The 11,427-nt window shown below is 61.8% G+C and carries 11 protein-coding genes, 1 tRNA gene and 1 pseudogene; 5 read left to right on the top strand and 8 right to left on the bottom strand.

Annotated features, from left to right (window positions below; genetic code table 11):
* Positions 1–162: 162 nt before the first annotated feature.
* Entirely contained in the window at positions 163–1,077 is a 915-nt protein-coding gene (locus OKW41_RS09835; protein WP_429572327.1) for a LysR family transcriptional regulator, read from the bottom strand.
* A gap of 100 nt (positions 1,078–1,177) precedes the next feature.
* Between OKW41_RS09835 and OKW41_RS09830 the strand changes: the two genes are divergently transcribed.
* Positions 1,178–2,005, top strand: coding sequence for an SDR family oxidoreductase (locus OKW41_RS09830; protein WP_429572326.1), 828 nt, complete (start codon positions 1,178–1,180; stop codon positions 2,003–2,005).
* A gap of 626 nt (positions 2,006–2,631) precedes the next feature.
* On the opposite strand, the gene OKW41_RS09825 is transcribed toward OKW41_RS09830, so the two are convergent.
* Entirely contained in the window at positions 2,632–3,972 is a 1,341-nt protein-coding gene (locus tag OKW41_RS09825; protein ID WP_429572325.1) for a trypsin-like peptidase domain-containing protein, read from the bottom strand.
* A gap of 294 nt (positions 3,973–4,266) precedes the next feature.
* Here OKW41_RS09825 and OKW41_RS09820 point away from each other — a divergent pair, with 294 nt between their 5' ends.
* The 3 genes and pseudogenes from OKW41_RS09820 (at position 4,267) to OKW41_RS09810 (ending at position 6,418) form a co-directional block, all read left to right on the top strand.
* Positions 4,267–4,569, top strand: coding sequence for a hypothetical protein (locus OKW41_RS09820; RefSeq protein ID WP_429572324.1), 303 nt, complete (start codon positions 4,267–4,269; stop codon positions 4,567–4,569).
* A gap of 241 nt (positions 4,570–4,810) precedes the next feature.
* A pseudogene (locus OKW41_RS09815) lies at positions 4,811–5,044 on the top strand (IS5/IS1182 family transposase); the annotation flags it as partial.
* Between the two features lie 219 nt (positions 5,045–5,263).
* Positions 5,264–6,418, top strand: a complete 1,155-nt coding sequence (locus OKW41_RS09810; protein WP_429572323.1) for an extracellular catalytic domain type 2 short-chain-length polyhydroxyalkanoate depolymerase — start codon at positions 5,264–5,266, stop codon at positions 6,416–6,418.
* Positions 6,419–6,815: 397 nt separating this feature from the next.
* Here the strand turns inward: OKW41_RS09810 and OKW41_RS09805 are convergent, their stop codons facing one another.
* From OKW41_RS09805 to OKW41_RS09780, 6 genes are all read right to left on the bottom strand, one after another.
* Positions 6,816–7,913, bottom strand: a complete 1,098-nt coding sequence (locus OKW41_RS09805) for an extracellular catalytic domain type 1 short-chain-length polyhydroxyalkanoate depolymerase (protein ID WP_429572322.1) — start codon at positions 7,911–7,913, stop codon at positions 6,816–6,818.
* Positions 7,914–7,955: 42 nt separating this feature from the next.
* Positions 7,956–8,381 (bottom strand): CopG family transcriptional regulator, encoded by a 426-nt coding sequence (locus OKW41_RS09800; RefSeq protein WP_429572321.1) that lies wholly within the window; start codon positions 8,379–8,381, stop codon positions 7,956–7,958.
* 510 nt (positions 8,382–8,891) lie between these two features.
* Positions 8,892–8,964 (bottom strand) — tRNA-Lys (locus tag OKW41_RS09795).
* A gap of 48 nt (positions 8,965–9,012) precedes the next feature.
* Positions 9,013–9,573, bottom strand: a complete 561-nt coding sequence (locus OKW41_RS09790; protein WP_429572320.1) for an Hsp20/alpha crystallin family protein — start codon at positions 9,571–9,573, stop codon at positions 9,013–9,015.
* A gap of 285 nt (positions 9,574–9,858) precedes the next feature.
* On the bottom strand, positions 9,859–10,266 hold the full coding sequence (locus tag OKW41_RS09785; protein ID WP_429572319.1) for an Hsp20/alpha crystallin family protein: 408 nt from the start codon (positions 10,264–10,266) through the stop codon (positions 9,859–9,861).
* A gap of 28 nt (positions 10,267–10,294) precedes the next feature.
* Positions 10,295–10,738 carry an Hsp20/alpha crystallin family protein gene (locus OKW41_RS09780; protein ID WP_429572318.1) on the bottom strand — a complete coding sequence of 148 codons (444 nt, stop codon included), beginning with the start codon at positions 10,736–10,738 and terminating at the stop codon, positions 10,295–10,297.
* A gap of 243 nt (positions 10,739–10,981) precedes the next feature.
* Here OKW41_RS09780 and OKW41_RS09775 point away from each other — a divergent pair, with 243 nt between their 5' ends.
* A complete protein-coding gene (locus OKW41_RS09775) occupies positions 10,982–11,365 on the top strand; it encodes a hypothetical protein (RefSeq protein WP_429572317.1) in 384 nt (127 codons plus the stop codon).
* The last annotated feature ends 62 nt before the right edge of the window (positions 11,366–11,427 follow it).

Genomic DNA, 11,427 nt, shown 5'->3' with positions numbered 1-11,427 from the left:
AGAAAATGGCCTTCCGCTGCCCGAGGCAGTCCGCGCCGGTCTGCCCGATCAGGTCGTTCGATGGCGACCACCCTCATGACTGTTTTCATCCAGTTACGACTTGAGCTCGAGTTCAGCTAACGGTTGCATCAAAGGCCTTGCGAAGCTGCTGATTCGCGGAAGCTACCTCGACGGCTCGGACACGCTGCCGGGCAGTTGCCGCACCAGCTCGATGAATGCCCGCAACCCGGCGGGAATATGTCGGCTTCCGGGAAAATAGAGAAACAGTCCGGGAATGAGCGGGCACCAATCACTCAGCACCGCAACGAGCCGCTTGCGTGCCATCGCGTCGCGCGCATACGGCTCGGGTACGTATGCAATACCGAGTCCCCCCAGTGCTGCTTCGATCATCAACGTATTGCTGTCCATCGTGAGCGCGCCGGGCGGATCTATCGTGAAGGCCTGACCGTGACGCGCAAACTCCCATCGATAGCGTTTGCCACTGGGCAGACGTTGCCGGACGCAGCGATGGGCCTGCAATTCGTCCGGCACGGCAGGCCGGCCATGCTTGCGCAGATAACGCGGCGACGCCACTGCAACAAAGCGTAAATCCTCGCTGACCCGTACCGCGATCATGTCCTTGGGTACCGCTTCACCGAGCCTTACGCCTGCATCAAAGCCTTCCGCGACGATATCGACGAAACGTCCGTCCGAGACGAGATCCAGCTCCATCTGCGGATACGTCGCCAGAAAGCGCGGCACGACAGTCCGGAGCAGTTGACGGATCGCCCCGTCGCTTCCATTGATGCGCAGCGTGCCGCGAAGCGCCTCATCTTCCCGCGCGACATCGTCGAGCACGTGATCGAGATCGCCCAGCACAGGGCGCAGACGTGCAAGCAGACGCTCCCCCGCTTCTGTCAGGGATACGCTGCGCGTGGTCCGGTGCAGCAAGCGCACATCCAGATCGTTCTCGAGGCCGCGCATCGCATGGCTCAGCGCCGAACGCGACACGCCCAGTTCGCCTGCGGCCTGCACGAAGCTCCGCCGCGCGGCGACGACCATGAACGCCTGCAAATCGTTGAGAGTCGGTTTGCCCATTGGTGAATTTCCTTCAACACGTCATGCCGATCGGCCTGGCTTCTCCGACGAATTCCATTGTTCTAGCATGAACTCCTGATCCTTCCAACGGAGCATGAGCATGACGAAGAACTGGCTGATCACGGGCGCATCGAGCGGGCTGGGGCGTGGGCTGACGGAGAAGCTGCTGGCACGCGGCGACGGCGTTGTCGCGACGCTGCGCAGGCCCGGCGCATTGGACGATCTGCGCAAGCAACACGGCGATCGACTGGAGGTCGTCACTTGCGACCTGACGAACGTCGATGCAATCAGAGCCGCTGTAGCGCAGGCATTTGCTGCGCTCGCGCGCATCGACGTCGTCGTCAGCAACGCGGGCTACGGGCTGTTCGGCGCGGCCGAAGAGCTCGACGACGCCCAAATTGCACGGCAGATCGAGACGAATCTGACCGGGTCGATCCAGTTGATACGCGCGGTCATTCCGCGTCTGCGGGAACAGGGCGGCGGACGGATCGTGCAGGTGTCGTCGGAGGGCGGCCGAATCGGCTATCCGGCTTTTAGCATTTATCACGCGACGAAATGGGGAATCGAGGGTTTCGTCGAAGCTGCCGCGCAAGAAGTCGGACCGTTCGGCATCGACTTCGTGATCATGGAGCCCGGTCCTACGCGCACCAACTTTGGCGCGGGTCTCGACCGCGCGGCGCCGATGCGCGTGTACGACGACACGCCCGTCGGTGAAATCCGGTGCGCGCTCGACGCTGGCAATTTCGATTTTGCGGATGCGGCGAAAACTGTCGACGCAATAATCACCGCGATCGACAGCCCGTCCCCTCCGCTACGGCTTGCGCTGGGCAAATCCGCGTACGAATCGATACGTGCGTCGCTGACAAAGCAACTCGCGAGTCTCGAGGCGCAGAAGGAGATCGCGTTGTCGGTGATGGAGCGTGGATAGCCAGATGGCGAGCCACTCGGTGGCCCCGGAACGTAGCGCAAGCGACGTTTCTGAAGGATGACTTCCAAGGGATGAAGAGATTCGAACAGCCGAACACTTCGTCAACCAAGGGAGCAGATGTGACCGGTCCGTAGTTGACGCGATCGCCCCAGATCGACACGCAAGTGCCCTCCGAATCCCGCGTGCTCTTTACGCCGGCTTCCGACCCTTTACTGCCGGTCGAGCCGTGGCGTTTCCAAGGACGGGCATCAGAGCGGAACGGTCATTTCGTGCCGTCACTCAAGGACAAGTCATCGGCCATAGCCGACGGGCGGTGATTAGGAGCCCTGCGGCGGCCGCACCTTGCTTTGCGGACATTCACAAACCGGCGTCGACGAATGGCAGCTCTCACAGCCGGTGAATGAGCCGTCACGACCCAAGTCGGTCGGCCCCCATGCCCGGTACCAAATGAGCGTTTTCGAAGCACAGCGGCCACTATGCAGAGGGTTGACACACGCTGTGCGAATATGCCCGGTCTGCGATCCGTCGTGATCGTCCCTCACCCGGGGCGTTAGCGACATGTGTTCACCGCGTCGGCATGCGAGGCGGGAATCGTGTATCGATTAGCCGCTCTCACACTCCGGTTTTTATTTGAGGTCGACCGTGACGAAGCTTCGTGCGTGATTGCGCTGGATCAGCAACGCTGCCTTCTTGCCAGCCTTTGCCGCGAGCGACGCCAGCTCATCCTGCGACGCGACCAGCGTGCCGTTCAACGACAGCACGACATCGCCCGGCTTGATGCCGGCAGCGGCCGCTGTCCCCGACACGTCATCGACCATCAGGCCTTGAGGAAGGTCCATGCTGTGCCGTTCCTGGTCGGTCAAAGAATGCATCGTGAGGCCAAGATGATCAAGCGCGTGAAACTGCCGCGAGCCGGCGTCAGAGCTTGGGCCTGCAACCCCGCCCGCACCTGCGTTCGCCTGTTGCGACGCTGGCCCGATATTCACCATCACCGTCATCGGCTTGTGATCGCGGATCAGCTTCAGCGGGACTTTCGTTCCGGTCTGCAACGCCGGGTTCTGTCCGGTTAGATCGGCCGCGTGGTCGATAGGCTTGTCGGCGAGTTGCACGATCACGTCGCCCGTTTTCAGATTGCTCGCCGCCGCCGGACTGCCCGGGTCGACCGACGTCACCAGCGCGCCCGCCGCGCGCGGCAGGCCGAACGCGCTCGCCAGATTCGTATCGACGTCCTCTACCTGAATGCCCAGATTGCTGCGCGCATTGTCTTGCGCGCTTGGCTGGCCCTGCTGGGCTTGCTCAGCCTGCAACTGCGAGCGCACCTTGTTCGCCATATTGATCGGGATTGCGAACGTCAGGCTCTGCAGGCGATCGCTATCGGCATACACCTGGACGTCGATGCCGACCACTTCGCCCGCGCGGTTGAACACGGGACCGCCCGAGTTGTCGGGGTTCAGCGACACGTCCGTCTGGAAGAACGGAAAGGTGCTGCCATCGGCGAGCGTGCGCGACGTCGCGCTGACGATGCCCGCCGTGACCGTGTTCTGATAGCTGTCTGGCGAACCGATCGTCAGCACCTGCTCGCCGACGCGCACGCGCGCCGAATCGCCGAGCTTGACGGTAGGCAGCTTCGTCGCGTCGATCTGGATCACGGCGATGTCACTTTGCGTATCGACGGCCACGATTTTTGCCTTGAACTCGCGCCGGTCGGTCAGACGCACGGTCACGTCACCCGACTGATCGACGACATGCGCCGTCGTCAGAATGAGACCGTTCGGGCTCACGATGAAGCCCGATCCGACGCCCGACATCGCGCGCGGCGTAGCGCCCTGGCCGTCTGGCGATTGTGGCAAGGCCTGCTTGAAGAACGCGAAGATGGGGTCGTCACCGTCGACCGCTTCGGCACTGGGACCGAAAGCAGGCGTCGCGCTCGCGGGCGCATTCACCGGCACTGTCACGCGGATATTCACAACCGCTGGCCCATAGCGCTCGACGACCGCCGGAAAGTCGATTGGTGCCGCCGTGCTGGCGGTTGCAGCGCTCTTTTCCCTCGCTGGCGCGGTGGCGGGCGCCGAAGGTGGCGCTGATGCAGGAGCAACCGCGGAAGCAGCTGCCGGAGAAGTGGCGACTGCGGCTGCGTCCGCGCAGGAACAACCGGTCAGACATGCCGTTGTTACGGCGGTGTAAAACCCGATGCGAGACAGGGTTGAGTGGGTCGATTGGCTAAGGTTAAGCACAGCGCACCTCCCATGGTGCCTTGCACTGTGAAGAAATTATTTCGCGCGTGTGATAGCGCCGAGCGTTCCAGTGCGCTCGCGCGCAGGGATGCGATCGACCCGATACATGATCTTCGATGGATCAAAGTCGACTTGAGATTCGGCTGCAGCATGTTTGCCAGCAATGGGCCATCAGGACGCGAACGGTTTGCTCGCTCGTCCTCTTTTATTTATAGGGAAGCAGCGGGCAAATTGCAGCGAGTACAAATCCTGGCGTGCGTCAAAGGGTTGTCGTCGGGGGCGTTTCATGCGGCGGTGCAAAAAGCGCCGACGATCCGTTCCTGCGCATAGGTAAGCGCGTCGTCGCCGGCCGCTTCTGACTGGTCGGCCCCGCGCTCGCCGCTGATGCTCAGTAGCCTTTTGTCGATGACAAGGCGCTGAGCGCGCGCGTTTCAAATGTCCCTGATCGACCCTCTACGGCTCTTCGACCCAGCGAGAAAGCAAGGGCCGCTTCAGGAGAGTGCAACGGCCATTCGCTTGGAGCGGCTAACGCAATAGGACCGTTGGCTCTTGATGCGGTACGTTTGCGGGCATGGCGAGAAGAACAGTAAGCAACGAATTATGGTTGGCGCTGAGCCGCTGGTTCCGGAATTCAAGCCGTCCATCGAGGTGGACGGCGCCGTTCGGTCGATGACCGGGCGGCGCTCAACGGCATCCTGTATGTGCTGAACGATTGCGCCTGGCGATGCTCAGCCGGCTGCGAGAGGACGGTCAAATCGACTGGAGTCGCGCAAGCGTTGATGGCTCTAGCGTGGTCAGCCGTCCGGACAAGCTTCATGCTGATAAGGCCTGCGATTATAGGCGCTGCAGGAGCGATTTTTGCTGATCTGCCGAGTATCGCCGCGCGCATTGCACGCCGCAATCGTCTGTTCGCGCTTTGTCGATGACTTGCGTTAGCGAGTCTTAGGCGGAAGCTGAAACGGCCGGTAATTCGACGGGCGCAGCGACGTCACCAATTTTATTCCGCTCCGACGAGGAGACGACAATGATGACGATGGCGTTAGGCCTACGGTTAGCGTCGGCAGCTGTGTTAGCGATCGGCCTCGCCGGGTGCGGCGGTGGTGGCGATTCCGCCAGTACGGATGCCGGTGCATCGGCAAAGGCGTTAGCCGCCACCGGCAGCCCCACCGCGGACGGTGGATCGGTCGCGTCCACGATCGTTAAACTTCAGCGCTATCGGATCGACCCGACGAAGGTCTTCGTCGCCGGTATTTCGTCTGGCGGTTTCGCGGCGGTGCAGATGCATGTTGCCCACTCTTCGACCTTCAAAGGGGCCGCTGTCTACGCGGGCGGGGTGTACTGGTGTGCCGGCGCCGGGGGAGCCGCGACAGCTTTGGCAAACTGTGGCGGTTTGACGCTTCCGTCGAATCAGGCGTCGTACAAGAGCACGCTTACGGAATCCGAGGCGTATCTGGACGCGCAATCGTCCCTCGGTACCATCGACCCGGCGACGAATCTGCGTGAACAGCCCGTCTACCTCTGGTCCGGCACGCAAGACCAGGTCGTCAATCCGCTCGAGATGGCCGACCTCAACTCGGAATACCGACGTTATGGGGCCAATGTTCACTTTGACAATGCCTATCCCGCCGAGCACGGCTGGGAATCGCCTGACGGCGAACTTGCATGCGGCACGCTCGGGAGTCCCTACATGGTGCGCTGCTTGGCAAATGGCGCAGTCTACGATTCAGTAGAAACGTGGCTGACGATGTTCCTCGGTCCATTGAAACCGCGCAACAACGGAAAGCTGTCGGGTACGCTGTCTTCATTCGATCAGACGGAGTTCGGAGCGTCGCCAAACCTTTCGATGAGCTCGACAGGCAGCGTTTTTGTTCCCAAAGCCTGCGCGCAAGGGAACAAGTGCGGATTCGTGCTCGCTCTCCACGGCTGTCTGCAGGAGGCATCACTTATCGGAAACCGCTGGGTCACCGAGGCCGGCCTCAACGAATGGGCCGACACTAACAAACTGGTGGTCGTGTATCCCGACACGATTGCGTCGTCTGCGCCGGGGCCAACCAACCCGAATGCATGCTTCGACTGGTGGGGCTACTCCAATCAATACGACCCGAACTACGCACTCAAGAGCGGCTTGCAAATGTCGGTGCTCTACGCGATGGTGCAGCGCGTGACTGGCCGACCGTAGGGCCGTCGGGGCACGGTTCGAATCGGGCGGCCGGTCGCCGCTGGCAGCAGGGCTTATTGGGTGCCAAATGATCAAGGTGGGGCCGTCGAGGGCCGGCTTTTGACGTTCAACCGGCGGAGTTTTTGGGGCATTCCAGTATTGACCCCCGGGAATCGTTGAGGCTGTCTGGTTCAAGGTGATGCCGATGCGACAGCGCTGCGTGGATGTCTCCAATTGAATGGCAACCCGCCGTACGTTGATTGCGGCGCAAATCCGGGCTTCGCCGACCTGCCGCCGAGGATTCGCTCCGGAAGTGATTCATCGGGCAGCCTTTATGCAATTGAGCACGCGGACTTGCTCTACATGCACAGCGGACGCCACTCCGTCGCAATCATAGTAACCACAAGAGAGGCCTGCACTATTGTCGTTGCGGATGATCAAGAAAGAAGCGCAGCATTTCGGCACTCGCATCCGGACCAGTAGCGTCCGTATAACTGCCTCGTGCATTGCCGCCTGCCCAAGCGTGCCCTGCGCCATGAATGGTCCACAACTCGGCGTCGATACCGTCGTCGGAAACCAGCCGCGAGACGGTACAGGCGCGTCGGCCCGCGTCGACCCGACGCCGTTCGCTGCCGGCGTCCGGCCGTGCGTCGAACCTCTGCACGAGCCGCGTGGCATTCGCTACGTGAACGGTGGCATCCGCGTCACCATGAAAGACGATCATGGGCCGTCTCGGTGACAAGTCTGTATCGCCTTGCACGCGCCGTGCGTTTCGGGGGTGCTTGCCGCCTTTCATCGCCGCGAGCGCGGAGGGTATATTGTGCGCGCACCGTGCCGGAAGACCGGAATGCACGCCGACCGCGGCATACAGCTCGGGATACTCCGCGATCATGATCGCCGCCATTGCGCCCCCGGCGGACATCCCCGCGACGTACACGCGCGCAGGGTCGACATTGTGGGCCGAGATGATTTCGCGCGTGATGCCTGCGATCAGCGACGGCTCGCCGCGCTCGCGATGCTGATCGTCAGGTTTGAACCAGTTCCAGCACTTCGACGGATTCGCCTGCCGCGGTTGCACCGGATAAGCTACGAGACATCGATGCCGCTCGGCAAGCGCGTTCATCTGCGTGCCTGCTGCGAAATCGTCGGCATCCTGCGTGCAGCCGTGCAGCATCACAATCAGTGGCAGCGGCTCGCCGGCGCCCCCCGCCGGCACATACAGCCGATATTGACGGCGACCGGCGGCATTCGCATACACAAGCGTGATGAAATGTCCTCGTTCCTCCACGTCAATGCAGTCTTCTCGCGCCTTGTGCGCGGTCGCGTCCTTGGTCTTTGCAAACGGGAAGACAACGGGCTCTGGCGTCTTGTCCCGCGACGCAGTTTCGTTCACTGCACCGACGCTTTCCCCTCGCAGTGCGCGTTGTATCGCTTCTGTCGCTTCGGCAACGCCGCGGGTACGCAGCAAAGTCATCGCTTCGTGCATTGAGTTCAGAAAGCCTTCGTTGAGTTTCATCACATTTGTCCGATTACCGGTGTTGAGGGGGGCCTCGCGCGGCTAGTGGATTCTGCCGGCAAGCGCCGTCTTGACTGCGGGCGAAGCGTGAAAGGCTCCCAGCACCACGACGCTTTCGATAGTCGCGAGCGCGAGTTCCGGGGAGACATCGGCGGCAATGCTGGCCAATCCCAGGACCTGAATGTTGAGACGCTCGCGCTCGGCTCGAATCGCCTCGAGATCCTGCCTGGAGAAATGCTGCAGCCCGAGCACGAGCGAACGACGCGCAACCGTTTCCTGGACGACCCGCGCATGTAGCGCGAGCTGGTTGCGAATCGCCGTTCGGATCAGGTCGGTCCGATTCGCATAGAAGCCTTCTTCAACCAGGAGATCGATCTGCCCGAGGTCGACGGGTCCGAGGTTGATCGTGATTTTTTCCGAGTCGCCGCCTTTCGAGCGGGGGGTGTCCAATACCGCGGGTTTCTTCATCGCACCATCCTTTCGCCATCCATATGGATGGTTATAGGATGGTTTTAGATGCGGCGCAACATAAAATTTGGGGCGAGACGCCTTCTGGGCTCGCCGCATCGCTGGTCGTGGGGGCTAGATAGAGCGCGGGTATCGCTCAGTGGTTGTCGCGTGACTTTCCCAAGCGCTATCACCGGTCGATACGCACATGGATAGCTACGAGGTACTGGCCGGTTTGAGGACGCGGCAGCGGTTGAATACTGCGCTGAGCCTCCTCGGCTTCGCGGAACAACTCGCCTGCCGGTCTCATCGTTGTAAAGGCCGGTTACAGCGCTGGGTTCGTGACACGCGCCTTCCTCGATCTGGTGGCTCAATACTATTCGTTTAACAATAGCCGAGGCCCTACTCGCTAAGCAGAACCTTCCGCACGTCGGACTCGGGGGCAATGCGCTCATCCTGCCCCGCTTGACCGGGCACTGGGCATCCAGTGATGTCGCGCCTGCAAGGTCCGACTCGATCGTGCCGCCAGGGTAGGCCGTACTGGATTCGAACCAGTGACCAACGGATTAAAAGTCCGCTGCTCTACCGGCTGAGCTAACGGCCCGACTCGCCCGAGGTTCCCCGCGACCGGGGCACTTCTTGCCTGTTTGGCCTAGCCGATGATCGTGCGACTCGTGGATCGCGCCGGCTCCGATTTTGGCACGGTCAACGTGAGCACTCCATTGTCAAACTTTGCCAGGGCGTGATCGGGGTCGGCGTTTTCCGGCATCGGGATAGTGCGCATGAAGCTTCCATAGGCGCGCTCGAGCCGGTAGCAGCCGTCTTCCTCGCTGCGTACGTCCTGTTTCTTTTCGCCGCGCAACACGATCGCCCCGTCCTCGACGCTAACATTCAGGTCTTCGCGCTCCATCCCGGGCAGTTCGGCGGTCACGCGCAGTACCTTCCCTTCGTCGACGACGTCGATGCGCGGCTGGAAGCGCGATGAACTGAAGTCGCCAAACCATCGTTCGAGCGAACCGCGACCTGCAAACGGGTCATGGAAGAACTCTTCCAAAGCACGCCACGGTTCGCGTGCGAACGGCCGCGGAATGTCAGGCCACGGGGCACGCCACTGTTCGTTCGCCGAGGGGCTTTCCAGGCTTTCCGCATCGGACTTGCGGGCCGCCCCGCGTAGGAACTTGAAGGGATTCCACTTTTTCGGATCCGGATTCATCGTATCCTCCTCTACAGTCTGGCCGGAGAACCGGATTCCTGTCATTGCGCTGAAGTCGCGACTCTGCCCTCGACATTCCGGACTGCATCTGCGGAACGCCGCCACGGCCGCCTCGCGATCCGCGGTGCGTCCTGATCTCACGTACCGGCACCGCGCCGTATGCTGAGCGTGCGTCCGCGCCAGCATTCATGTATGACGTCCGCATCCAGGCCTCCGCAATCAGTAGGTGGCGGCCAGACGACCGCCACCGGTTTTCTCCCTGTCGTTGTTGCCCACCTGCCGACTTCAGTCCGTCCGCACCTCGATCCGGCGCGGCCGGGCTTCGTCGCGGCGCGGTATCGTCAGTTTCAGCACGCCGTCCTTCAGGTTCGCATCGATTTTCGTTGCGTCAAAGTCAGCCCCAAGAGCGAACGCCCGCGCGAAATGCGGCTGGCGGATCTCCGCATGTTGCAGGCGCAGCCCCGCCGGCGTGGGCACCACCGCCTCGGCCTCGATGTACAGGTTGCCATCGTGTACCTTCACATCAAGGCGGTCCTTTGTAACGCCGGGCAGATCAGCCCACAGGGTGACGCCCTGGCTATCCTCGAAGATGTCTACGGGCGGCGTTAGCGTGATCGGGCGTTGCGACTGCTCGTCTTCGCGACGGGCCACCGCCGTTTCGTCTTTCCTGGCAAGTTCTGTCGTGTCGTTCATGATGTCCTCCTCAGTTCTGCGACCGGTTTCATTGAACAGTGATGGCCCGCGGCTTCGACGTCTCCCGCTTGCCGATGCTCACGGTCAGGCAGCCATTGGTGTACTGCGCCGTCACCTTGTCGGGGTCGGCATGCTGCGGCAGTTCAATGACGCGCCGGAAAGAGCCGGTGAAGCGCTCCTGCGCATAGGTACGCACGTCGTCGCCGGTCGCTTCCGGCTGTCCCGTCTGGCGCTCGCCGCTGATGGTCAGCAGCCCCTTGTCAATCGACACATCGAGCTTCGCCGGATCGACGCCTGGGGCGAACGCGACGATCTCGATAGAGTCGTCGGTCGAGCCGATGTTGACCTGCGGGAAGGCGCCGAAGCGCCCGGAACGGATGCTGGAGGGGAAGCCGCCGAAGAGGCTCGCCATCTGCCGTTGCAGACGGTCGAACTCGCTGAAAAGGTCGGTCCCGAAGTAGAGATCACTCATGATCGTTTCCTCCTTCGATGCAGCAGGGAAACGAACCGGCCTACGCGCTCCAGTCCGTCCGCCATGCTGCCGGCAAACAAATCGAAACACGCAGCGCGCCGGAATGCCGGCGCGACTGCCTGAGCGGAATTCAGAATAGAATCCCAAACGAAAATTTCAAGGGGATTTTGCGGCTTTCTGTTCCTGAAGCCGGGAGGTCACATCCCTATCTTCACGAGGTCCTGACGACCATGCGAGGACACCATGGAATTCGCATACGATTGGCTGACCCTTGGCCAGCATCGAATCAGGTTGCGCTCAACAAAGGGGTTCCCGACTGAGACGATGCGCACGGCGGTCGAAGTCATCCGGCTGGCGATCGACAGCAACATGAGCGCGCGTGCGCGGCTGGTTGAAGTGATATTCCTGCAGGAAACCGCCTACGAGATTGCGGTCGGCACCACGTTCGCCGACGACCGGCTTTGCGCGGCGCAGCTGGAAGCGGCGATAGCGACCGTCCTGGGCCTGCAGCCCGCGCAGGTCAATATTTCAGTGACCGTAGTCACCCAGGAAGAGGTCGATCTGCACTTTGGTGTCTACGAAAGGATGCTCGCCGAAAAGCTCGGCGTGGTACCGCCGATCCAGTGATGCGTCGTGGCAGGCAGCGGGCGGACGATCGGCAAGGGCACAACTCCGCGCTTGCCGCGCAG

It is taken from the genome of Paraburkholderia sp. UCT70 (assembly GCF_050434085.1).
Lineage (GTDB): Bacteria > Pseudomonadota > Gammaproteobacteria > Burkholderiales > Burkholderiaceae > Paraburkholderia > Paraburkholderia tuberum.
This window is presented reverse-complemented; position numbering and strand designations above follow the sequence as displayed.

Bases quoted from the DNA above. Each gene is read 5' to 3' on its own strand.
- OKW41_RS09785 (WP_429572319.1), bottom strand. From the start codon at position 10,266: ATGAACGACACGACAGAACTTGCCAGGAAAGACGAAACGGCGGTGGCC.
- OKW41_RS09810 (WP_429572323.1), top strand. From the start codon at position 5,264: ATGATGACGATGGCGTTAGGCCTACGGTTAGCGTCGGCAGCTGTGTTA.
- OKW41_RS09830 (WP_429572326.1), top strand. From the start codon at position 1,178: ATGACGAAGAACTGGCTGATCACGGGCGCATCGAGCGGGCTGGGGCGT.
- OKW41_RS09800 (WP_429572321.1), bottom strand. From the start codon at position 8,381: ATGAAGAAACCCGCGGTATTGGACACCCCCCGCTCGAAAGGCGGCGAC.
- OKW41_RS09835 (WP_429572327.1), bottom strand. From the start codon at position 1,077: ATGGGCAAACCGACTCTCAACGATTTGCAGGCGTTCATGGTCGTCGCC.
- OKW41_RS09790 (WP_429572320.1), bottom strand. From the start codon at position 9,573: ATGAATCCGGATCCGAAAAAGTGGAATCCCTTCAAGTTCCTACGCGGG.
- OKW41_RS09780 (WP_429572318.1), bottom strand. From the start codon at position 10,738: ATGAGTGATCTCTACTTCGGGACCGACCTTTTCAGCGAGTTCGACCGT.
- OKW41_RS09775 (WP_429572317.1), top strand. From the start codon at position 10,982: ATGGAATTCGCATACGATTGGCTGACCCTTGGCCAGCATCGAATCAGG.
- OKW41_RS09805 (WP_429572322.1), bottom strand. From the start codon at position 7,913: ATGAAACTCAACGAAGGCTTTCTGAACTCAATGCACGAAGCGATGACT.